This window comes from Streptomyces sp. NPDC020490 (assembly GCF_044335305.1).
Lineage (GTDB): Bacteria > Actinomycetota > Actinomycetes > Streptomycetales > Streptomycetaceae > Streptomyces.
Genome location: NZ_JBIRUY010000036.1, coordinates 58,768 through 83,583, shown reverse-complemented (window position 1 = coordinate 83,583; position 24,816 = coordinate 58,768). Strand labels below are relative to the sequence as shown.

Here is a 24,816-nt window from a genome sequence, read left to right as displayed (position 1 = left end):
CAGAATCCTTTCACACTCAATTTCCTCGATTATGACTGGATTCGTTTCCTGCGCATCGACCCAACCTTCCAAGAATCAGGCCGACTCGGTCAAGAACTGCTCTGCCGCGTCCGCGCAGGGCTCCGCGGGCCGAAGCGTGGTGGGACGGACGGTGCGCCGGCGGGCCGGACGGCACGATCCGGCCATTTGCGGGTGGCCGGCCGACAAGCCATTTGCGGGTGGCCGGCCGACAACCTGTGCAGGCGACGGTACGGACGTGGGCACCGCACGAGTGGAACGCGCGTAGAGCGACGGCGCTGAGAGGGAATCCGCACTGTTGACACCCGCATCGGGAGCCCCCGATATTGAGCCGTCAATTCTTCTGTGGATGACGGTGACTCGGGGAGGACTTCATGCGAAAGAGCGGACGATCCGCACGATACACCAAGTGCCGGGACAGCCGGACGACCCTGATGCCGGTGTCCGCCACCGGCGCCTCCGCCGCCCGTCGCACCTGGTAGGCGGCACACCTCACCCGCCGGTGAGCTGATCGGCAGCGGTGCCCGCACCGCCACGGCCGAGGCCGTCACCGCATCAGCACCTCACTGCCGTACCCGGCCACGCAGGCCGGGGCCGGCCGGTATTCCGCGCGTTCGCCACCGTTCCCTCTCGACGCGGCGCGTCACGAGTGCCGACGCCGTTTCCGGTGGCCCCCGGACAACACCGAACCGGGTTGCCGCCGTGCCCACCGGCCCGGACTGAACCAGCGCCAAAGGAACTCGCCGGCTCACGGCGAGAAGCTCAACGTTCGTCCAGTGCAGAGCTATGGAGGGAGTGCCGCGTGTCCCCATCACAGCCCGACGAGAAATCCCAGGCGCCCGTCGACGAACAGGTCATTTCCCAGCAGCCGCAGCTGATCCCCGTCAGGTCCTTGGCGGCGGCCGACTCTCCACGGCTGGCCGGAGAGATCGAGGAGCACGCGAGGACGCTGGCCGAGTCGCAGGCCGTTCTGCCGCCCATCGTCGTGCACCGCCCCACCATGCGGGTCGTCGACGGCATGCACCGGCTGCGGGCGGCCGTGCTGCGCGGCGACGAGTCGATAGAGGTCCGGTTCGTCGAGGGCACCGCGGAGGACGCCTTTGTCCTCGCCGTCAAACTCAACGCCGAACACGGGATGCCGCTGTCCCGGCAGGACCGGGTGGCCGCGGCCCTGCGCATCATGGGGAGCCATCCGGTCTGGTCCGACCGGCGGATAGCCGCCGTCACCGGCCTGTCCCCCGGCGCGGTGGGGTCGCTACGGGCCCGAGCCGGAGGCACCTCTCAACTCACCCTCCGTATCGGCCGGGACGGCCGCAAACGGCCGGTCGACGGAGCGGCCGGACGGCTGGCCGCCAGCCGGGTCATCGCCGAGACCCCGGACGCCTCGCTGCGGGAGATCGCGAGCAGGGCGGGCATCGCCGTGGCCACCGCACGGGATGTGCGCAGACGGATGCGCCTGGGACAGGACCCGGTGACGCCGAAGCTGCGGCCGAACGGCCTTGACACCACCGAGACGGTCTCCGAGCGGTCCGAAGCCTCCGCGCCGACGCCGTCGCCGTTCGGCTGGAAGAGCATGCTGTCCAGCATGCGCCGGGATCCCTCGCTGCGGATGTCGCAGATCGGCCGCACCCTGCTGCAACTGCTGGGCGCCCACCTGCTCACCGCGGAGCAGCGGCAGGACCTCATCGGTGCCATCCCGGCGCACCGCGCCGCCGACGTGGCGCAGATGGCCCGGTTCTGCGCCGCCCGGTGGCTGCAGTTCGCCGAGGACGTCGAGGGTAGTGCCCCGGCCGCCCGGGGCGGAGCCGGCGAGCAGCATGTGCGGCCGCTCTCCTCCAATGCCTGAGCGGTCGGCACCGGCCTGCGGCCCTGCCCCGGTCCGCCGGCCGCGGCAGCGCACCTGGAACACCCCCGTGCACCACACACGACAAGGGAACCCGGATGACCAATCCGTTCGATGATCAGCAGGCTCGTTGTCTCGTGCTCGTCGACGCGGAGGGCCGGCACTCGCTCTGGCCCGCCGACGCCGCCGTGCCCGCCGGGTGGAGCGTGGCGCACCCGGCGGCGGAGCGTCAGGAGTGCCTGGAGCACATCCGGAGAACCTGGACCGATCTGCGGCCCAGATCCCTGGTCACCGCGCTCGGCCAGGACTGACGCCGAACCCGGCCGGGTGCGCGGCGGTACCCGCGCGCCCGCTGCCCGGCCGCGGGCGCGGGCGCGGCTGCCGTACGGAACCGGTTGATCCGGAACCCGAACCGCCGCCGCTCGCGCACGTCCCGGGTGTGTGCGTCGGACCGGGAGCGGTACCCCTCGGCGGACCGGTCGATCACCGGCTCCGCGCCCGTCCGCCGGCACACCTCCGCCTCCCGCGGGCCGGACACCACACACACCGGCGGTCTCCTCCCCGGCACGCCACGTGATGCCCGGGTGGTGCTCGGGCACCGGAACAGCCGCCACGGATTTCGGTTCACTCGCCAGGATCACGTCGACGATCTTCTGCATGCCGGAAGTCCTCCGCATGCGGGAAGTCCCTTCGATCGGGGAGAAATGAGCGGCTGATCGCCGTGCTGTCCGTCCCGAGATCGCGCGGCCGGAAGGCGGGGGCTCGCGCGCCATTCATGCTGCACGCGGCGGGCGCACGAGTCCAGGAAGCCCGGTCCGGTCGGTCACCGCCACGTGTTCAACTGTTCGGAACGGTCAGTTGAACACGCTCGACTTTCGGCCGAACAGCCCTGCGGCAGAGGTTTCTTGACGAGGCGTGTGTGCTCATGGATGCTGGCTTGCCGAGCGGGGGAATGGTGGCTGGAACAACACCAGACCGGCGATTCCGAATGTGTCGACCGCCCGCACCGACTGCTGTCCGGCCGGGCCAGAGCGGACGTCCTCCGCAGGGAATACAAGAATCAATTCCACCTGCAGGGCGATTTGTTGCAGCTTCCCGCGACGGCTATTTCATGGACGCCCAGTGTGAGAGGTAGGTCTGATGCCGGGTCGCGATTCCGAATCGCTTGTCGACCATTTCCGGGTGACCTTCGGCGAGCATCCGCAGCACCGGACCTTCCGGTTCCTCGTGGACGGTGAGGGCGAGCCGCACTGCCTGACCGACGCCGAGGTGGACCTGCGGGCGCGCACCATCGCCGCCGTGCTCCGCGAGCGGCACCGCGCGGGAGAACGGGCGCTGATCCTGTGCCCGGCCGGGCTGGACTACATGGTGTCCTTCTTCGCCTGTCTCTACGCCGGCATCATCGCCGTGCCCGCCTACCCGCCGGACCCGGCCTTCCTCAAGCGGACCCTGCCGCGACTGGTCGGCGTCATCGAGGACGCCGAGCCGGTGGTGGTCCTCGCCCCGGCGAGGACCGTCGCCCTGGCCGACTCCTTCCAGGAACACGCACCGGCGCTGCGGGACCTCGCCTGGCTCGCGGTGGACGACCTGGACACCGCGGCGGCCGACGGATGGCGGCACCCCGGGACCCGCCGGGACGACATCGCCTTCCTGCAGTACACCTCCGGCTCCACCAGCCGGCCCAAGGGCGTGATGGTCAGCCACGGCAACCTGCTGCACAACCTCGACGCCATGTACGGCCGGTTCTTCTCCCACGACCCCCGCCAGCACGTGGTCAGCTGGCTTCCGCCCTTCCACGACATGGGGCTGATCTTCAGCCTGCTGACCCCGGCGTACGCGGGGTTCCCCGTCACCTTCATGGCGCCGTACTCCTTCCTCAAGCGGCCCTTCCGCTGGCTGAAGGCGATGTCGGACACCGGGGCGACGGCCAGCGCCGCCCCCAACTTCGCCTACGGTCTCGCGGTGACCAAGGTGACCGCGCAGGAGCGCGAGACCCTGGACCTGAGCCGGTGGCGGGTCGCGGTCAACGGTGCGGAACCGGTGCGGCTGCAGACCCTGGAACGCTTCACCGCCGCCTTCTCCGGCTGCGGGTTCCGGGCCACGACCCACCAGCCCTCCTACGGCCTGGCCGAGGGCACCTTGATGGTCTCCACCGGCGGCCTGGACGGCGACCCCGTATGGCGCGGCCTCGCGCCGGACGCTCTCGCGGCGGGCCGGGCCGAGGACGCCGCGCCGGGCGCACCCTCCCTGAGAGTGCCGGGTTGCGGCAGCTCGCTGTTCGACCAGCGGCTGGCGATCGTGGACCCGCAGACCCGCACCGCCCTGCCCGACGGCCGGGTGGGCGAGATCTGGGTGGCCGGGCCGAGCGTCGCCCACGGGTACTGGCGCAGGGTCCCGGAGACCGAGGAGATCTTCCGGGCCCGTCTGGCCGACACCGGGGAGGGCCCCTTCCTGCGCACCGGCGACCTCGGCTTCACCGACGGCCCGGAGCTCTACGTCACCGGCCGGCGCAAGGACGTCGTCATCGTCGCCGGCCGCAACCACTACCCGCACGACATCGAGCGCACCGTGGAGGCGGTGGACGGCGGACTGCGGCAGGACTGCGGAGTGGCGGGTTCCCGCGAGATCGACGGCGAGGAACGCCTGATCGTCGTCCAGGAGTACCGCGGCAGCAAGGACCCCGCGGAACACCGGCGGGTCATCCTCGCGATTCGGGAGGCGGTCGCCCGGGAGCACGGGCTGCAGGCGTACGCCGTCGCCCTCGTACGGCCCGGCACGGTGCCGAAGACCACCAGCGGCAAGCTTCAGCGCGCCGCCTGCCTGGACGGCTTCATGAGCGACAGCCTCAAGGCGGTGGCCGTCTGGCGCCACGACCGGGACGGCGCGGTGCCTGGCCTGCCTGACGGTGGCGTCCCCTCCGACGCTCCCGTCCTGGCGGGGGCCCGGGAGATCGAGGGATGGCTGCGGGAAGCGCTGGCCGAGGCGACCGGCAGCCGGCCCGAAGCCGTCGACCCGACCGTGCCGCTGGCCGCGTACGGCCTGCAGTCGGTGCAGATGGTCACCCTGGCCGGGGATCTCGAACGCCGCCTCGGCCGACCGGTGGCGGCCACCGTCGTGTGGGAACAGCCCACCGTGGAGAAGCTCGCCAGGCACCTGGCCGGCGAGACGGCCACCGCCACCGCGGCGGGCCCCGGTCCCGCCGCCGACGGCACACCCGGTACGCCCGCCCTCTCCGGCGACACCGGTGCGGCGATCGCCGCCCGGCTCCGGCCGTCGACCCCTGCCGCGGTGCCCGGCACGCGGCCGGCGGCGGCCGAACCCGTGGCCGTCATCGGCATCGGCTGCCGTTTCCCCGGCGGTGCGGACGGGCCGAAGACCTTCTGGCAGCTGCTGCGCGAGGGACGCGACGCGATCACAGAGGTGCCCGAAGAGCGGTGGAGGAGCGAGGACTTCACCGCCGAGGACCCCAAGGCCCCCGGCCGGACCGACAGCCGCTGGGGCGGCTTCCTCGACGGCGTCGACCTGTTCGATCCCGGGTTCTTCGGCATCGCGCGTCAGGAAGCCGCCCGCATGGACCCGCAACAGCGGCTGCTCGCGGAGGTCGCCTTCGAGGCGCTGGAGGACGCGGGACTGCCCACCGACCGGCTGGCCGGCTCGCCCACCGGCGTCTTCGTCGGCATCTCCAGCTTCGACTACGCCACCCGCCAGTTGCACGACCTGGAGGCCATCGACGCCTACACCGGCACCGGCAGCGCGCTCAGCATCGCCGCGAACCGCCTGTCGTACCTGCTGGACCTGCACGGCCCCAGCATCGCCGTCGACACCGCGTGCTCCTCCTCGCTGGTCGCGGTCCTCCAGGCCGCCGCGAGTCTGGAGCGCGGCGACTGCGAGCTGGCGCTGGCCGGCGGAGTGAACCTGGTGCTGTCCCCGGCGCTGGCCATCAACTTCAGCAAGGCGGGCGTGATGTCCGCCGACGGGCGGTGCAAACCCTTCGACGCCGCCGCCGACGGTTACGTCCGGTCCGAGGGCGCCGGGGTCGTCGTCCTCAAACCGCTCGGCCGGGCGCTCGCGGACGGCGACCGGATCTACGCCGTGATCCGCGGCGGCGCGATCAACTCCGACGGCGCCAGCAACGGCCTCATGGCCCCCAACCCGCAGGCGCAGGAGGCGGTCCTGCGCGCCGCGTACGCCCGGGCGGGGGTGCGTCCGGCGGACGTCGGCTACGTCGAGGCGCACGGTACCGGCACCGCCCTCGGCGACCCGATCGAGACCAAGGCGCTCGGCGCCGTGCTCGGCGAGGGCCGCGACCCGGCCCGGCCGTGCCTGATCGGCTCGGTGAAGTCCAACCTCGGGCACATGGAGTCGGCGGCCGGTATCGGCGGCCTGATCAAAACCGCCCTGGTCCTGCACCACCGCGCGGTGCCGCCGACGGTGCACTACCGGCAGCCCAACCCGCACATCCCCTTCGACACGCTGCCGCTGCGGGTGGCGGACGCCCTTCTGCCGTGGCCCGCCGACGACGGCCCCGCCCTGGCGGGCGTCAGCTCGTTCGGCTTCGGCGGAACCAACGCACACCTGGTGCTCGAAGCGGCCCCGCCCGCCGCCCCCGTCACCACCCGGACCGGACCCGGCGAAGCGGTGCTGCTGCCCCTGTCCGCCCGCACCGAGCAGGCGCTGCGGGATCTGGCCGCACGCCACGAGTCCCAGCTGAGCACCGCCGGCCCCGGCCTCAGCCCCGGGGTCCTCGCCTCGGCGGCCGCCCTGCGCCGCACCCACCACGAGCACCGGCTGGCCTGCACGGCCACCACCCTGGACGAACTGCGCGCCGGGCTGGCCGCCTTCGCCCGCGGCGAGCAGACCCCCGGGCTCACCTCCGGCATCCGGCGCGTGGGCCGACGGCACCGGCCGGTGTTCGTCTTCTCCGGTCAGGGCCCCCGCTGGTGGCCGGTCGCCGCGGACCTGCTCACCGGCGAGCCCGTGTTCCACGCCGCCGTCGAGCGCGCCGACGCGCTGCTGCGCCGGCACACCGACTGGTCACTCCTCGAGGAGCTCACCGCCGACCCGGAGCGGTCCCGGCTGCTGGACACCGCGGTCGGCCAGCCCGCGCTCGTCGCCGTCCAGACCGCCCTGGCAGCGCTGTGGCGGTCCTGGGGCGTGGAACCGGCCGCCGTGGTCGGGCACAGCGTCGGCGAGATCGCCGCGGCCCATGTCGCGGGCGCGTTGTCCCTGGAGGACGCCCTCGTCGTCGCGTTGCACCGCGGCACCGTGCTGCGCGCCGCCGCCGGCAAGGGCCGTATGGCCGTGGTCGGTGTCCCGCCGGACGAGGCGGAGCGGCTGCTCGCCGAGCGCAGGCCCGGACCGGTGTGGGTGGCGGCGGCCAACAGCCCCGGTTCCACCGTGCTGTCCGGCGAGGCGGCGGCCCTCACGGAGCTGGCCGGCGCCCTGGAGGCCGAAGGCGTCTACTGCCGGGTCCTGGAATCCGTCGAGTTCGCCTCGCACTGCCCGTTGATGGAACCCGTCGCGGGCGAGCTGTGGCGGCTGCTGGCCGGGCTGACGCCGCGTGCGTCCGCCGTCCCGATGCTCTCCACGGTCACCGGCGAGCCGGTCCCGGGCGATGCGCTCGACGCGGAGTACTGGGCCGCCAACCTCACCCGGCCGGTGCTGTTCGACCGCGCCGTCACCGCACTCGCCGAGGCCGGGCACGACGTGTTCCTGGAGCTCTCGCCGCACCCGATGCTCACCGACGCGCTGACCGAGCGGCTCTCCGCGTACGACGAGACGCTCGCCGTGTCCTCGCTGCGCCGTGACGAGCCGGGCCGGACCGCCGTGCTGGCCGCCCTCGGCCGGCTCTACAGCGCCGGATTCCAGGTGGACTGGACCCGCGTGTACGAACCGCCCGGTCCCGTCGTCGCCCTGCCGACCTACCCCTGGCAGCGCACCCGCTGCTGGTTCGCGGACGGCACCGCCGTACGCCGCACCGCAGGGGACGGCCATCCCGTGCTGCGCTCCCCTGTGCGCTCCGCGGTCGCACCGCACGCCGACCACTGGTCCGCGCCCGTGGACCTGGAGGGCTTCGGCTACCTGAAGGACCACCAGGTCGCCGGGGGCGCCGTGCTGCCGGCGAGCCTGGTGCTGGACGCCGTACTCGCCGCCGCCCGTACCCGGCTCGGCCCGGCCGCGGCCGTCACCGACCTGCACCTGACCCGGCTGACCTCGGTGCCGGACCGCTGCACCCGGGACACCGTGCAGCTGGTCCTGCTTCCCGAGACCGCCGAGACCGGCTCGCTGCGCCTGTTCACCCGCGGCGGTGAGGACGACGAGTGGGCGGAGGCGGCTCACGGCTCCTACCGCCGCACCGCCACCCGGTCCGGCGCCGACCCGCTGTCCGAGCTGCGCGCCCGCTGCACGGACGCCGTCGGCGCCGGGGACCACTACGCCGCCATGCACCGCTCCGGACTGTCGTACGGCCCGGCGTTCCAGGGAGTCGGCGAACTGTGGCGGGGCTCCGGCGAGGCTCTCGCCCGACTGCGCGACCAGGCGGAGCTGACCGACGACCGCGGCGCCCACCTGGTCCACCCGGCCGTCCTGGACAGCGCCCTGCAGGCACTGGGCGCGGCCCTCGGCGGCGCCCACGGGCCGTCCCCGGACGCCACGTACCTGCCGGTGCGGGTGGACGGCTTCACCCTCTTCACCGGCCGTGCCGCACCCCGCTGGGCGCACGCGTCGGTCGCCGCGCCGCAGCCGGACGCCGACGAGATCACCGACGCCGCGGTGGTGCTGTACGACGACTCGGGCGACGTCGTCGGCGAGCTGACCGGGGTCGCCCTGCGCCGGGTGAACCGTACCGACGCCGGGGGTCCGGCGGCCCGGGACCTGTACCGGATCGACTGGGAAGAGGCCGCCACGGAGCCGGTCACCGCGCCCCGGCCCGGACGGTGGCTGCTGTTCGCCGACCGCGGCGGCGTCGCCGAGGGCGTCGAGGCCGCGCTCACCGCCCGCGGGGGCACCTGTGTGACCGTCACCGCCGGGCCCGCGTACCGCGAGACGGAACCCGGCCGCCACGAGATCGACCCCGAGCGCCCGGACGGCCTCGCCGCCCTGCTGTCCGGCCTGGACGGGCCCGTCCCGGACGGCATCGTGGACGCCCGGGCCCTGGACCTCGACCTCACCGAGGACGCCACCCCCGAGGATCTCCTCTCCGTGCACGACGCCGCCTGCGTCCCCGTGCTCCGCCTGGTCCAGGAACTCGCCGCCGCCCAGCCGGAGCCCGCGCCCCGCCTGGTGCTGCTGACCCGGGGTGCCCAGCAGACCTCCGACGACGACCGGCCGGCCGTCGCCCAGTCGCCGCTGTGGGGTCTGGCCCGGGTCGTCGGGCTGGAGCACGGCGAACTGCGGCCTCTGATCGTCGACCTCGACCCGGCCCGCCCGCACGGTGAGGCCGACCGGATCGTGGACGAGATGCTGCGCCCCGGTGACGACGACCAGGTCGCCCTGCGCGCCGCGGGGCGCCGCACCCCGGCGCTGCGGCCCTGGACGGACGGCGGCACCGGTGGGCAGCCGGTGCGCCGCTGGCCCTTCGACCCCGCCCGCGACGGCAACCACCGCCTCCTGGCCGCGCGTCCGGGCCTGCTGACCAGTCTTCGGTCCACCGTGTGGCACCGCGTCCCGCCCGGCCCCGGCCAGGTGGAGATCGAGGTGGCCGCGGCCGGCGTCAACTTCAGCGACGTGCTCAAGGCGATGAACGCCTACCCGGGCGCCGAGGGGATCGTGCCGCTGGGCGCCGAGTGCGCGGGCCGGATCAGCGCCGTGGGCCAGGGAGTGACCCGGTTCCGGGTCGGCGACCCGGTGCTGGCGGTCGGAGCGAACGGCATGGCGGCCTTCACCACCGTCGGCAGCGGCCTGGTCGCCCCGCTGCCGCCGGGCCTGAGCCCCGAACAGGCCGCCGGCGTGCCCATCGCGTTCCTCACCGCGGTCCACGCCCTGGAGCGGCTGGCCCGCCTCCGCAAGGGCGAGAAGGTGCTCATCCACTCCGCGACCGGCGGAGTCGGCCTCGCCGCACTGCAGGTCGCCCGGCGCAACGGGGCCCTGGTCCTCGCCACCGCCGGCACCGAGGAGAAACGGGACCTGCTGCGCATGCTCGGCGTCGAGCACGTGATGGACTCCCGCTCCCTGGCCTTCGCCGACGAGGTGCTGCGGGCCACCGACGGACGCGGCGTCGACGTGGTGCTCAACTCGACCACGGGTGAGGCTCTGGTCCGCAGCATACGGTCGCTGGCACCCGGTGGACGGTTCGTGGAACTCGGCAAACGGGACATCCACGACGACAGCCACATCGGCCTGGGCCTGTTCAAGGACAACCGGGCGTTCTTCGCCGTCGACCTGGAGCGCACCGTCCAAGCGGAGGACGGCCTCATCGCCGAACTCCTCCAGGACATCGGCCGGGGCTTCGAGCGAGGGGAGTTCACCGCGCTGCCGGTGACCGTCCACCCGTACGCCGAAGCCGCGTCCGTCTTCGCGACGATGGCCAGGGCCCGGCACATCGGCAAGCTCGTGCTCCGACCCGACGCGCACGAACCGGTCACCACGGGCCCGGAACAGGCCCCCGTGCGGCCCGACGCGACCTACCTGATCACCGGCGGCCTGGGCGCCCTCGGCCTGGAGACCGCCCGCTATCTGGTCGCGCAGGGTGCCCGGCACCTGGTGCTGGCCGGCCGCAGCGCCCCGTCGCCCGAGGCCGAACAGGCCCTGGCCGGACTGCGCTCCTCGGCGCAGGTGGACACCGTCCGCGCCGACCTGTCCCGGCGCGACGCCGTCGAGGACGTCCTGGCCCGGATCGACGCCACGATGCCGCCGCTCGCCGGTGTCGTGCACGCCGCCGGCATCCTGGACGACGGGCTGCTCACCGGACTCGACGGGGACCGGTTCCGCGCCGTCGCCGGCCCGAAGTCCGTCGCCGCCTGGCACCTGCACTGCGCCACCACCGAACGCGACCTGGACTTCTTCGTCCTGTACTCCTCCGCCGCCGCGGTGCTCGGCTCGCCCGGCCAGGGCAACTACGCCGCCGCGAGCGCCTTCGTCGACGCCCTCGCCCACCACCGCAGGTCCCGCGGCCTGCCCGCGCTCAGCATCGACTGGGGCCCCTGGGCGGAAATCGGTCTGGCCGCCCGGCCCGACCGCGGCGGCGCCCTGTCCGCCCGTGGTGTCGGGAGCATCGACCCCGGACAGGGCATCGCCACCCTCGACCTGCTGCTGCGCGGCTCCGCGACCCAGGTCTGCGTCCTGCCGCTGAACCGCGACAAGCAGGCCGGCCGCATCGGCGGGGGCATGCTGCGCACCCTGATCGACGGTTCCGCCGGGGCCGCGGCCGGCCCGCAGGGACCGGACGAGGTACGGCGCCGGATGCTCGCGGTCGAACCGGGTCGCCGCCGCAGGGCGGTGCTGCTCGAACACTGCCGTGCCCTGGCGGCCCGCGTCGTGGGTGCCGAGCCGGCCGCGATCGACACCAGCGCTCCGTTCACCGCGCTGGGCTTCGACTCGCTGCTCTCCCTGGAGCTGCGTACGGGCCTCGAAACCTCTCTCGGCGTGTCGCTGCCCTCCACCGTCACCTGGCGGTTCCCGTCCCTCGACCGGCTGGTGCCCTTCCTGGCCGAGCGCATGGAGATCGACCTGGAGGCGGCCCCTGCCGCACCCGGACCGCGGGAGCAGCACCCGCCCGCACCCGCCGCCCCGGCGGCCGTCGGCGACGACGGGCCGCCTGACCTCGACACGATGTCGGCCGCCGAACTCGAAGCCCTGCTGCTGGCCAAGACGAACCAGATCGACGAAGGGGCCCAGCGATGACCGGACCAGGACAGGGCGGCGTTTCGGCCGACACCCTCAGGCGCGCCTATCTCACCATGGAGCGGCTGCAGCGCCGGATCGAGGAGTACGAACGCTCCAGGAGCGAACCGATCGCCATCGTGGGTGTCGGCTGCCGCTTCCCCGGCGGAGTGACCGACACCGACACCTACTGGCAGTTGCTCACCAGCGGCGTCGACGCCGTCCGGGACATCCCGGCGGACCGCTGGGACAACGAGGCCTTCTACCACGAGGAGCGCGGCAGGCCGGGCGTGATCAACACGCGTTCCGGCGGATTCCTGGACCACATCGACCAGTTCGACCACGACTTCTTCGGCATCTCCCGGCGCGAGGCACTGGCCATGGACCCCCACCAGCGGCTGACCCTGGAAGTGGCCTGGGAAGCGTTGGAGAACGCCGGTCAGGCACCCTCCGGCCTGGCCGGCAGCCGCACCGGCGTGTTCATGGGCGTGGCCACCTCGGACTACATCACCGCCCACGTCCGCCGTGCCGAGGACGTCAGCGCCTACACCAGTTCGGGCGCCGCGCTCAGCTTCATACCCGGCCGCATCGCCTACCTCCTGGACCTGCGGGGCCCCAACCTCGCCGTCGACACCGCCTGCTCCTCGTCCCTGGTCGCGGTGCACCAGGCGTGCCAGAGCCTGCGCAGCGGGGAGAGCGACCTGGCGCTGGCGGGTGGCGTCAATGTGGTGCTGTCCCCGGTGCTGCTCATCTCGCAGTCGCAGTTCGGGTCGGTGTCCCGGAAGGGGCGCGCGATGACCTTCTCCGACGACGCGGACGGCTATGTGCGCGGTGAGGGGTGCGGTGTCGTCGTCCTCAAACGGCTCTCCGACGCGGTGCGCGACGGCGACCGGGTGCTGGCCCTGGTCCGCGGGGGCGCGGTCAACCAGGACGGCCGCAGCTCCGGCATCACCGCCCCCAACGGAGCGGCCCAGCGCGAGGTGTACCGGGCCGCCCTCGCCGCCGGCGGCGTCGAACCGCACCAGGTCGCCTACATCGAGACGCACGGCACCGGCACCCGGCTCGGCGACCCGATCGAGGCCGAGTCGCTCGCCGACGTCTACGGGCGGCCCGAGGGCAGCCCCGTCCATCTCGGCGCCGTCAAGACCAACTTCGGCCATCTGGAGGCCGCGGCCGGCGCCGCCGGGCTCATCAAGGCCGCGCTGTGCCTGGCCCACGGCGAGATCCCGCCCAATCTGCACTTCACCCGGCTGAACTCGAACATCTCCTTCGAGGGCACGACCTTCCGGGTGCCCACCCGGGTCACGCCCTGGCCCGACTCGGACGGACCGCGCTTCGCGGCGGTGAGCAGCTTCGGACTCAGCGGCACCAACGCGCACCTGATTCTCGAACAGGCCCGGCCGGCCCCCGCCCCCACCCGCGACGAGCGCCGCCCCGCGTCCGTCCTCGCGCTGTCGGCCAGGAGCGAGACCGCCCTGGCCGGCCTCGCGCGCCGCTACCGGGACCGGCTGCGCGCGGGCGACGACGCCCTGCTGGCCGACCTGTGCCACACCGCCGCCACCGGCCGCTCGCACTTCCGGCACCGGCTCGCGGCCGTGGGCGCCACCCGTGAGGAGGTCGCCGCCCGGCTGGACGCGTTCCTCGACGGCGCCGCCGATCCGGGACTCGCCCACGACGAGGCCGGGAACACCGAGGTCGCCTTCCTCTTCACCGGCCAGGGTGCCCAGCGTCCGGGCATGGCGGCCGGCCTGTACCGGACCCAGCCCACCTTCCGCCGGGCCGTCGACACCTGTGCCGAGATCCTCCAGCCGCTGCTGGACCAGCCGCTGCTGTCCGTGCTGTTCCCGGCCGACCCCGAGGACGGCCGGGTCAACGACACCGCGTACGCCCAGCCCGCCACCTTCGCCGTGGAGTACGCGATGGCGCAGCTGTGGCGGTCCTGGGGCGTGGAACCGGCCGCGGTCCTCGGCCACAGCTTCGGGGAGTGCGTGGCCGCCTGTGTGGCGGGCGCGATGTCGCTGGAGGACGGCCTGGCGTTCACCGTGGACCGGGCCCGCATCATCCAGGAGTTCTCCAAGCCCGGCACCATGGCCGCGGTGCTCGCCCCCGAGGCCGAGGTGGCCGCCCGGATCGCCGACGACCTCGACCGGATCTCCATCGCCGCCGTGAACGGCCCGGCCAACACCACCATCTCCGGGGAGCGGGGACTGGTGGAGGAGGTATGCGCCGAGTTCGCCGCCCGCGGTGTCACCACCAAGGTGCTGCACATCGCCTCGGCGGGCCACTCACCGCTCATGGACCCGGTGCTCGACCCGCTGCGCGAGGCCGCGCGGAGGATCGCCTTCAGGGCCCCGGCCGTCCCGCTGGTCTCCAATGTGACCGGGGAGCTGTGGCCCTGGGACCGGGCGCCCGACGCCGACCACTGGTGTCGGCACGTCCGGCGGACCGTGCGGTTCTCCGACGGCGTGCGGACCCTGCACGACCTGGGGTACCGAGCCTTCCTGGAAGTCGGCCCCGCCCCCACGCTGCTCGGACTGGTCAGCGCCGCGCTGCCGCCCGACCATGACGACCTCCTGCTGCCCAGCCTGCGTCCGAAGACCGACGACTGGGAGGTCCTGCTGCCGACCGTCGCGGCCCTGTACGCGAGCGGCGCAGCCATCGACTGGGCCGGTTTCGACCGGGACTACACGCGCACCAGGACGGCCCTGCCCACCTACCCCTTCGACCCCACCGAGTGCTGGCAGCCGCCCCGGCCGTGGCACGGCGCCTCCCCCTCCCCCGCCGACTCCGACGCCGACGGCAACGAGGAGGAGACCGCCCCCACCGAGCCGCGCCAGGAGGACGCGCCCCCGGTCCGGCGTCGCGGCAGGCGTCGGCAGAGCCCGATCCCCACCGCCGAGGAGCTGCTGGAGCTGCCCGGCCAGGACCGGCTCGCGACGCTCACCGAGGGATTCGTGCAGGTCGTCCGGGGCGTGCTCGGCTCGGTGTCCGCCTCCGTGGACCTGGACGAGCCGCTGACCCACCTCGGCCTGGACTCGCTGATGGCCGTGGAGCTGCGCAACGACATCCAGAACCGGCTCCACGTCACCCTGCAGGTGTCCGACTTCCTCGGCGGGTCCACCCTGCGCTCCGTCGCGGAACGCGTCATCGTCCAGCTCACCGTCGGCGGCGACACCCCGTCGGCCCGGGACGGCGCGCCCGCCCGGGCCGGCACAGGTGCGCGATCCGCGCCCATCCGCCGCCGGCGGCGCCGCACCGACGACAGCGCCGCCGAGGTGCTGGCGGGACTGGGCGACCCCGTGACCGGCGAGGAACGGCCGGCCACGAAGGGAGGGGACCAGCCGTGAACGACGACCTCGAAATGCGGCTGGCCGCCCTGTCACCGGAGCAACGGGCCCGTTTCGACGCGCTGATGGCCGAGCGGAAGGCCGAGGACACCTTCCCGCTGTCCGTGCTGCAACGCGGGACCTGGTTCCTCGAACAGCTCCGGCCGCGCAACCCCGGCTACATCGTGCCCGGCGCCGCCCGGATCATCGGGCCGCTGGACGCCGACGTGCTGCGGGCCGCGGTCGCCGAGATCGTGCGGCGCCACGAGGCACTGCGCACCACCTTCCGGGTCGAGGACGGCGTCCCGGTCCAGGTCGTGCACCCCGACCTGACCGTGGACATCCCCGAAACCGACCTGCGGGGCGAGGGCTTCACCGCCGCCGAGCGACAGCGCCGCATCGACGCGGAACTCGCCGTGCCGTTCGACATCACCACCGGACCGCTGCTGCGGGTGAGCCTTCTGCGCACCGGCGCCGACGAGTCGGTGCTCGTGACCGCCATGCACCATCTGGTCTCCGACCGCTGGTCCACCGCGGTGTTCCTGTCCGAACTGTCGGAGCTGTACGAGACGTTCGCCGCCGGCCGGCCTTCTTCGCTGCCCGAGCTGGAGATCCAGTACGGCGACTTCTCCGACTGGCAGCACCGGCAACTGTCCGAGGGCGCCTGGGACGAGGACCTGAAGTACTGGCGCAAGCACCTCGACGGCGTCCCCTCGGCGCTCGACCTGCCCACCGACCGGCCCCGCCCGGCCGTGCAGGGCTTCAACGGCGGCTCCGTCCCCGTCGAGCTGCCCGCGCCGCTGATGCGCGAGCTGGGCGCGCTGGCCGGCCGGCACGGCGCGACCCCGTACATGGCGCTGCTCGCCGTCCTGCAGATCCTGCTGCACCGCCACAGCGGCCAGCACGACATCGTCGTCGGCGTGCCCGTCGCACAGCGGGACCGCACCGAACTCGAACCGCTGATCGGCTACTTCGTCAACACCCTGGCGATCAGGACCGACCTGGGCGGCAACCCCTCGTTCAGCACCGTGCTGGCCCGGGTCCGCGACGCCTGTCTGGGTGCCTACGCCCACCAGGACGTGCCCTTCGAACTCGTCGTGGCGGCACTGAACACACCCCGTGACCTCAGCCGTCCCCCGCTCGCCCAGATCAGCTTCAGCTACGGCCGCGAGCCCGTGCCGCCCCGGGCGCTGGGCGGCGCGCACCTGAGCCGGCTGCCGGTGCGCAGCGAGGGCGCCCGCTTCGACCTGGAACTCCAGGCGTTCGACAGCGGCGGGGACCTCACGGGCTGGTTCGAGTACGACCGGGACCTGTTCGACGAGGCCACCGTCGTCCGGCTGGCCGCCCGCTTCCACCGGCTGGCCGGACAGGCCGCCGCCCGGCCGGACACCCCGGTGGACGACTTCGAGCTGCTGGACGACGCCGAGCGGCACCAGGTCCTCACCGAATGGAACGCCACCGAACGCGACTGGGGCCGGGCCGGCTTGGTCCACGAGTGCTTCGAGGAGCGGGCGCGCCGTCACCCGGACGCCGAAGCGGTCCGGTTCGCCGGCGAGTCGCTGACCTACGACGAGCTCAACCGCCGCGCCAACCGGCTCGCGCACCTGCTGCGCCGCCACGGCGTCGGGCCGGACGCCGTCGTCGGCGTGGCCGTGGAACGCTCCCTCGACCTGGTGGTCAGCCTGCTGGCGGTGCTCAAGGCCGGCGGGGCGTACACGCCGCTGGACCCCGACCTGCCGGCCGCACGTCTGGCGGCCATCGCCGAGGACGCCCGGCCCCCGCTGGTGCTCACCCACGGCTCGGTGCCGGACCGGCTGCCGCCGCTGGAGTGTCCGGTGCTCCGCGTCGACGGCCTGGCCGCCGAACTGGCCGCGGAACCCGACGACGACCCCCAGGTGGCGGTGGACGGCGAGAACCTGGCGTACGTCATCTTCACCTCGGGCTCGACCGGCCGGCCCAAGGGAGTGATGAACGTCCACGCCGCCCTGCGCAACCGGCTGCTGTGGATGCAGGACGCCTACCGCCTGGACGCCTCCGACCGGGTGCTGCAGAAGACGCCGTTCTCCTTCGACGTCTCGGTGTGGGAGTTCTTCTGGCCGCTGATGACCGGCGCCACCCTGGTCGTCGCCCGTCCCGGCGGCCACCGCGACAGCGGCTACCTGGCCCGGACCGTCCGGGACGAGGGCGTCACGACCCTGCACTTCGTTCCCTCCATGCTCCAGGTCTTCCTCACCGAACCGGTGGAGAAGTGCACCAGCCTGCGCCGGGTGATCTGCAGCGGCGAGGAGCTGACCCGCGACCTGCACGACCGGTTCCTGGCCCGCTCCGAGGCCGAGCTGCACAACCTGTACGGGCCCACCGAGGCCGCCATCGACGTCACCTCCTGGCACTGCCGCCCGGACGGCAGCGACCGGCGGCCCGTCCCCATCGGCCGCCCCATCGCCAACACCCGGCTCCATGTGCTCGACCGCCGGCTGCGCCCGGTGCCCGTCGGGGTGCCCGGCGAACTCCACATCGGCGGCCGGGGCCTGGCCCGCGGCTATCTCAACCGCCCGGACCTGACCGCCGAGCGGTTCATCGACGACCCGTTCGTCCCCGGCGAGCGCCTGTACCGCACCGGCGACCTGGCACGGTACCGGACCGACGGCGCCCTGGAGTTCGTCGGCCGCCTGGACCACCAGATCAAGCTGCGCGGGCTGCGCATCGAGCTGGGCGAGATCGAAGCGGTGCTGACGGCACACGGGGCGGTCCGGGAGGCCGTGGTCGTCGCCCGGGAGCACGCCCCCGGCGACGTCCGGCTCGCGGCGTACGTGACCTGCGCGGGCGACACCGCGCCGACGGCCGGGGAACTGGCCGCCCATCTGCGGCTGCGGCTGCCGGAGTACATGGTGCCGGCCTCCTTCACCGTCCTGGAGCGGCTGCCGCTGACCCCCAGCGGCAAGGCCGACCGCAAGGCCCTCCCGCCGCCCCGGACCGCCCGGCCCGGACCGGAGTCCGGGTTCGTCGCGCCGGGCGACGAGACGGAACACGCCCTCGCCGGGATCTGGCGTGACCTGCTGGGCGTGGAGCGCGTCGGCACCCGCGACAGCTTCTTCGACCTCGGCGGGCACTCGCTGCTCATGGCCGAGTTCCGGACCGTCCTCGCCGCCTCGCTCGGCCACGAGCTGACCATGGTCGAGTTGTTCCAGCACCCCACGGTGGGGTCGCTGGCCGAGTACCTCGGCAGGGGACGGGCCGCCGAGGCGGACTCCCCTGACGGCGCCCGACAGCGCGCCGAGAACCGTCGTCAGTCCCGCAAACGGCGGCAACAAGCGGCCGGACGCCGGGCTCTTCCCCGCGAGGACAGGTGATCACGTGCCGGAGCCAGAACACCACCAGGACCGCGGCGAGGACCGGGACCTCGACCGTGTAGCCGTCATCGGCATGGCGGGCCGCTTCCCGGGCTCCCCGGACATCGACACCTTCTGGTCCCACCTCGAACAGGGCCGGGAGGGGATCACCGCCTTCTCCGACGCCGAACTGATCGCCGACGGCGTCGACCCCGCCCTGCTGCAACGGGACGACTACGTCAGGGCCAAGGGCTTCCTGGAGGACGCCGACCTGTTCGACGAAGGCTTCTTCGGCTACAGCCCCCGCGAGGCGGAGATCATGGACCCGCAGCACCGGGTCTTCCTCGAATGTGCCTGGCACGCCCTGGAGTCGGCCGGTGTGGACCCCCAGGGCTTCGACGGCCGGATCGGTGTCTTCGCCGGGGCCGGCTTCAACTCGTACCTGCTGTTCAACCTGATGAACAACCAGCCGGTTCTGGACTCCGCCGGCATGTACCAGGTCCTGCTCGGCGGCGACAAGGACTTCCTCGCCACCCGGACCTCGTACAAGCTCGGTCTCAGGGGCCCCGGTGTCACCGTCCAGACCGCCTGCTCCACCTCGCTCACCGCGGTGCACCTGGCCTGCCAGAGCCTGCTGAACGGCGAGTGCGACATCGCCCTGGCCGGCGGGGTCTCCGTCTCCGCGCCGCTGCGCGCCGGCTACCTGTACGAGCCCGGTGGCATCCTGTCGCCCGACGGGCACTGCCGTGCCTTCGACGCGCAGGCGTCCGGAACCGTCGCCGGCAACGGGGTGGGCGTGGTGGTGCTGCGCCGCCTCGCCGAGGCCCGGCAGGCCGGGGACACCGTCGACGCCGTCGTCCTGGCCTCCGCCGTCAACAACGACGGCTCCCTGAAGGCCGGTTACACCGCGCCGAGCGTCGACGGCCAGGCAGACGTGATCGCGGAGGCGCTGGCCCTGGCCGACGTGGACCCGGCCACCGTCGGCTACGTCGAGACCCACGGCACAGGCACCCCGCTCGGCGATCCCATCGAGATCGCCGCCCTCACCCGGGCGTTCCGGGACGGCACCGACGAGCAGGGCTACTGCGCGATCGGCTCGGTGAAGAGCAACGTCGGCCACCTGGACGCCGCGGCCGGGGTCACCGGCCTGATCAAGGCCGTCCTCGCCCTGAAGCACCGGGCCATCCCGCCCACCCTGCACTGCGGGACACCCAGCCCCGATCTCGCCCTGGACACTAGCCCGTTCTACGTCAACACCGCCCTGCGCCCGTGGCCGCGCACCGGCGAGCCGCGCCGGGCCGGCGTCAGCTCCTTCGGCATCGGCGGCACCAATGTGCACGTCGTCCTGGAGGAGGCGCCGGCCACCGCCCCGGCCGGCCCGCACTCCGGCCGGCCGCTGCGGCTGCTGACGCTGTCCGGGAAGACGCCCGCCGCGCTGGCCGACAACGCCCGCCGCCTGGCCGACCACCTGGAACGCCACCCGGACACCGACCTGGACGCCGCCGCCCACACGCTGGCCTGCCGCAGGCCCGCCTTCGACCACCGCGCCACCGTGGTCTGCCACACCCCGGAGAACGCGGTGGCGGCACTGCGCGACCTCGCCGAGGCCGCCCCCGCGCCCGCGGCCGGCGAACGGGCCCCGGTCGCCTTCCTGTTCCCCGGCCAGGGCGCCCAGTACGTGGGCATGGGACGCGAACTGTACGAGCGGGAGACGGTGTTCGCCGCGGAGTTCGACCGGTGCGCCGACCTGTTCACCGCGCACCTCGGTCACGACCCGCGCGGCCTGGTCCTCGCCCCCGACGGTGACGGCGAGGCGACCGCCCGGCTCACCCGCACCGAGTTCGCCCAGGCGGCCCTCTTCTGCGTCGAGTACGCACTCGCCCGGCTGTGGTCCTCCTGGGGCGTGACGCCGCGGGCCATGGCGGGACACAGCATCGGCGAGTTCGTCGCCGCCACGCTGGCCGGGGTGTTCTCCCTGCCGGACGCGGTGCGCCTGGTCGCCGCCCGGGGGCGCCTGGTGGCGACGATGCCCCGGGGCGCCATGCTGACGGTGTTCCTGCCCGAGGCCGAGACCACCGCGTGGCTGGAGGACGGACTGACGGTCGCCGCCGTCAACTCCACCGCCCTCACCGTCGTCTCCGGCGGCGAGCAGGCGATCGACGGTCTTCAGGCACGGCTGAAGGCCGCCTCCGTCCCCTGCCGCCGGCTGCACACCTCGCACGCCTTCCACTCGCCCGACATGACCGGCGCCGTGGAACCCTTCACCGACGAGGTGCGCAAGGCCACCCTGAATCCCCCTCGGATCCCGTTCCTGTCCGATGTCACCGGCACCTGGATCACCGACGAGCAGGCCACCAGCCCCGAGTACTGGGGCACCCACCTGCGGCAGCCCGTCCGCTTCCGCGACGCCCTCGACGTCCTGCTCGCCGACCCGGCCCTGGTGCCCCTGGAGGCCGGCCCCGGACAGACGCTGGCCAACTTCGTCCGCGCCCACCGCTCCTGGACGGCCGGCCGGACCGTCGTCGGCTCCCTGCCGCACCCCGGCGACCGGACCGGCGAGGCCGCCTTCCTGCTGACGAACCTGGGCGCGCTGTGGAGTGCGGGGGCCGTAGTGGACTGGGCGGCCTTCCACGGCGACGAGCAGTCGCGCCCGGTACGGCTGCCCGGCTACGCCTTCCAGCGACGGCGCTACTGGGTGGAGCCGGACCCGCGGACCGAGGCCGGCCGGACGGCACCCGCGGACCGTCGGAAGGCACCCACGGACGCCTCCGCGGCCGACCTGTTCGCCGGCCCCGGCTGGAGACGCATGCCGTTCACGCCCGGGCCGCGGGACACCCCCCGCGGAGGCGTCTGGGTGCTGCTAGGTGCCGAACTCCCCCTGGGAGGCGCACTCGCCGCGCGGCTGACGGCCGCGGGCGAACGGGTCGTCCCGGTGCGTGCCGGTGACACGCCGGGTGAGGACGGCGACGGCGGGTGGACCGCCGGCCCCGCCGACCGCGAGCAGCTGGCCGCGCTCCTGCGCTCCCCGGCCGTGCAGGAGGCCGGCGGGGGCCGGGCGGTCCACCTGGTGCACCTGTGGAGCGCGGGCACCGCCCCGGACGACGGGCCGCCGACCGGGCAGCGGCTGGACGAGGCACGGCGGCTCGGCTTCGACAGCCTGCTCGCCCTCGCCCAGGCCCTGGCCGATGCCCGCATCGGAGCGCCGGTGACGCTGGACGTCCTGTGCCGCGGCGTGTTCGCCGTCACGGGGGACGAACCGCTGCAACCGGAGAACGCCACCGTGCTCGGCGCCTGCACGGTGATCCCGCAGGAGGTGCCCGGCATCGTCTGCCGCACCCTGGACATCACCGGCGCCGACCCCCACGACCCCGGCGACGGTCCGGTCCGGGCCGTGCACGCCGTGCTGGCCTCGCCCCCCGACGAGCCCGAGCTCGCGCTGCGCGGACGGCACTGGTGGCGCCGGGAATACGACCGGGTGACGCTGGACGGCGCCCGGCGCACGGGCCTGCGCGACGGCGGCGGCTACCTGATCACCGGCGGCCTGGGCGGCATCGGCCTGGCGACGGCCGAGCACATCGCCCGCACCGTGGACCGGCCCGTGCTCGGCCTCCTCGGCCGCTCCCCGTTCCCCGCCGAGGACGCCTGGGACGCCTGGCTCGCCGACCACGACCGGCAGGATCCGGTCGCCGTCCGCATCCGCCGGCTGCGGCACCTGGCCGAGCTGGGCGCCCGGGTCGTCGTCCTCCGGGCCGACGTCACCGACGAGGGGCAGACGGCGCGGGCGGCCCAGCGGGTGCGCGACCTGGCGGGCGCCCTGAACGGCGTCGTGCACGCCGCGGGACGGCCCTCCCAGGGCATGATCCTCACCAAGTCCCGGGCCGAGGCCGACGACGTGCTCGCGGCCAAGACGCTCGGCACCCTGGTGCTGGACCGCGTCTGCCGCGACGACCGGCTGGACTTCCTGCTGCTGTGCTCCTCCGTCACCGCCCTGCTGGGCGGCCCCGGCCAGAGCGACTACGCCGCCGCCAACGCCTTCCTGGACGCGTTCGCCCAGTGGAAGCGGCAGTCCGGCGACACCGCCGTCACGGCCGTCGGCTGGGACACCTGGCGCGAGGTCGGCATGGCGGCCGGGCTCCAGGACCGGCTGGGCACCGGCACACCGGCCTCCCCGGCCGCGCATCCGCTGCTGGACGGCCTGGTGCACACCGGCCCCCGATCGCGCACGTACTCCACCACGTTCAGCACCGCGTCCCACTGGATCGTCGACGACCACCGCATCATGGGCCACGGCCTGGTGCCCGGCACCGCCTACCTGGAACTGGTGCGGGCCGCCGTCGCCGACCAGGCCGCCGGCCGTTCCGTCGAGCTCGGCGACGTGCAGTACCTGACCCCCGTCGTCGTCCCCGACGGGCAGAGCCGCGAGGTGTTCACCACCGTCGAGGAGCGCGACGGCCAGTGGCGGTTCGCGGTGCGCAGCCGCACCGGCGCGGGGGCCTGGACCGAGCACGCGCTGGGTCGCGTGGCCTTCCACGACCCCGCCCCCGACACGGTCCGGGACCTGGCCGCGCTCGCCGCCGGCTGCGGTGTCACCCAGGTCCTGGACACCGCCGAGGCGATCACGGAGGGCCTGCGGCTGGACCGGTTCCAGCACGGCGGACCGATCGAGTTCTCCTTCGGCCCCCGCTGGGACTGCATGCGCCGGATCGAGGCCGGTCCGCGGCAGCTGTTCGCCACCCTCGAACTCGGCGCCGAGCACGCCGGCGACCTGGACGACTACCTGCTGCACCCCGCGCTGCTGGACGCCGTCGGCGGAACCGCCCGGGTCTACGCCACCGACACCTACTACCTGCCCTTCAGCTACCGCGGCCTGCGCGTCCACCACGGTCTGACCCCGACGGTCCACTGCCATGCCCGGCTGAAGGAGTCCACCGACGCCACGGGCGAGACCATGACCTGCGACCTGACGGTCCTCGACCCGGACGGCCGGGTGCTGGTCGAGGTGGCGGACTTCACGATCAAGCGGATCAACGACCTGGAAGGCCTGCGGGACCAGATCGCCCGCTCCGCCGCGCCGCCCCCCGAGGCGGGCCCCGACGGTCCGGACGGCACCGCCGGCGGCATCCTGCGCGCCCTCGGCGAGGGCATCAGCGAACAGCAGGGCCAGGACGCCTTGGCCCGCGTCCTGGCCGCCGCGGACCGGCCCGGCCATCTGCTGGTCTGCCACCGCGACATGGCGGACCTGCGTGACCTGGCCCGCTCCCTGACCCCCGAGCTGCTGGCCCAGGAGATGGAGCAGTTCGCCCCGCCCGGGGGCGTCCACCCGCGCCCCGACCTCGACACCCCCTTCCTCGCCCCGCGCACCGAGCGGGAACGGGCCGTCGCCGGCATCTGGTGCGACGTCCTCGGCCTGGAACGGGTCGGTGTCGACGACGACTTCTTCGCCCTGGGAGGCCACTCGCTGGCCGCGGTCCGCATCGGCGCCCGGATCAAGAGCCTGCTCGGCGTCGACCTGGACCTCAGGGCGTTCTTCGACCGCCCCACCGTCGCGCACACCGCCGACCTGCTGACGGCCGGAGCGTCCGCACCGGCGGCCGAGGACAGCATCGAGGTCCTCGCCCGCGACGACCGCGGCGCGGACCCGGAGCTGCTCGACGACCTGTCCGACGAGGAAGTGGAAGCCCGGTTGCGGGCCCTGCTGGCGGCCGAGGGAGAGCATTCATGAGCGGCCCGGCGGCCCCGGTGGCCCTGGTCTCCGGCGGCACCCGGGGCATCGGCCGGGCGATCGCCCTGCGGCTGGCCAAGGACGGCTTCGACATCGCGGTGTGCTACGCGTCCGCCGACGCCGCCGCCCGCGAGCTGGAGAAGGAGATCACCGCGCTCGGCCGCCGGACCTGCGTGCGCCGCGCCGACGTCGCCGACCCGGATGCGGTGGACAGCCTGGTCGAGGAGGCCGAGAACACGCTCGGCCCGCTCGACGCGGTGATCGCCTCGGCCGCGGTGCTGCGGGACAGCCCGCTGAGCGCGATGGAGGACGACGACTGGCACGACGTGCTGCGCACCAACCTCGACGGTGTCTACCACCTCTGCCGCTCCGTCATCGAAGGCATGGTCCGCCGTCGCCGCGGCGCGCTCGTCACCCTGTCCTCGCTCGCGGGCATCCACGGCAACGCCGGACAGACCAACTACGCCGCTTCCAAGGCCGGGATCATCGGCTTCACCACCTCACTGGCCCGGGAAGTGGGCCGCTACGGGATCCGCGCCAACGTGGTGGCGCCCGGCTTCATCACCACCGATCCGGTGCTGGCCCTGCCGGAGGACCTGCGGGACGACTTCGCCCGGCGCATCCCGCTCGGCCGTTTCGGCCGCCCGGAGGAGGTCGCCGACCTCGTCTCCTTCCTGGTGTCGGACCGTGCCGGATACATCACCGGCAGCACCTTCCGGATCGACGGCGGTATGGGCGGCTGACCCCGGCGCCCGTACC

7 protein-coding genes are annotated in these 24,816 nt (G+C 73.9%); all 7 read left to right on the top strand.

The window, feature by feature from the left end; all coding sequences use genetic code 11:
- Positions 1–820 precede the first annotated feature (820 nt).
- The 7 genes from ACH4ZX_RS31165 to fabG all read left to right on the top strand — a co-directional run bounded on the left by ACH4ZX_RS31165 (position 821) and on the right by fabG (position 24,800).
- Entirely contained in the window at positions 821–1,864 is a 1,044-nt protein-coding gene (locus tag ACH4ZX_RS31165; RefSeq protein ID WP_398280041.1) for a ParB/RepB/Spo0J family partition protein, read from the top strand.
- A gap of 95 nt (positions 1,865–1,959) precedes the next feature.
- On the top strand, positions 1,960–2,172 hold the full coding sequence (locus ACH4ZX_RS31160; RefSeq protein ID WP_351891719.1) for an MbtH family protein: 213 nt from the start codon (positions 1,960–1,962) through the stop codon (positions 2,170–2,172).
- Between the two features lie 871 nt (positions 2,173–3,043).
- On the top strand, positions 3,044–11,701 hold the full coding sequence (locus tag ACH4ZX_RS31155; protein WP_398280038.1) for an SDR family NAD(P)-dependent oxidoreductase: 8,658 nt from the start codon (positions 3,044–3,046) through the stop codon (positions 11,699–11,701).
- Positions 11,698–15,027: a type I polyketide synthase gene (locus ACH4ZX_RS31150; protein WP_398280035.1), complete on the top strand. Its 3,330-nt coding sequence runs from the start codon at positions 11,698–11,700 to the stop codon at positions 15,025–15,027. The genes ACH4ZX_RS31155 and ACH4ZX_RS31150 overlap by 4 nt, the downstream gene beginning before the upstream one ends.
- Positions 15,024–18,356, top strand: a complete 3,333-nt coding sequence (locus ACH4ZX_RS31145; RefSeq protein ID WP_398280032.1) for an amino acid adenylation domain-containing protein — start codon at positions 15,024–15,026, stop codon at positions 18,354–18,356. Before ACH4ZX_RS31150 ends, ACH4ZX_RS31145 begins: the two co-directional genes overlap by 4 nt.
- 4 nt (positions 18,357–18,360) lie before the next feature.
- A complete protein-coding gene (locus ACH4ZX_RS31140) occupies positions 18,361–24,057 on the top strand; it encodes an SDR family NAD(P)-dependent oxidoreductase (RefSeq protein ID WP_398280029.1) in 5,697 nt (1,898 codons plus the stop codon).
- Positions 24,054–24,800: a 3-oxoacyl-ACP reductase FabG gene (gene fabG / locus ACH4ZX_RS31135; RefSeq protein ID WP_398280026.1), complete on the top strand. Its 747-nt coding sequence runs from the start codon at positions 24,054–24,056 to the stop codon at positions 24,798–24,800. The genes ACH4ZX_RS31140 and fabG overlap by 4 nt, the downstream gene beginning before the upstream one ends.
- Positions 24,801–24,816: the final 16 nt, after the last annotated feature.

What these genes read in the sequence shown, in the direction of transcription:
- ACH4ZX_RS31150 (WP_398280035.1), top strand. Translation starts at nt 11,698, where the DNA reads ATGACCGGACCAGGACAGGGCGGCGTTTCGGCCGACACCCTCAGGCGC.
- ACH4ZX_RS31160 (WP_351891719.1), top strand. Translation starts at nt 1,960, where the DNA reads ATGACCAATCCGTTCGATGATCAGCAGGCTCGTTGTCTCGTGCTCGTC.
- fabG (WP_398280026.1), top strand. Translation starts at nt 24,054, where the DNA reads ATGAGCGGCCCGGCGGCCCCGGTGGCCCTGGTCTCCGGCGGCACCCGG.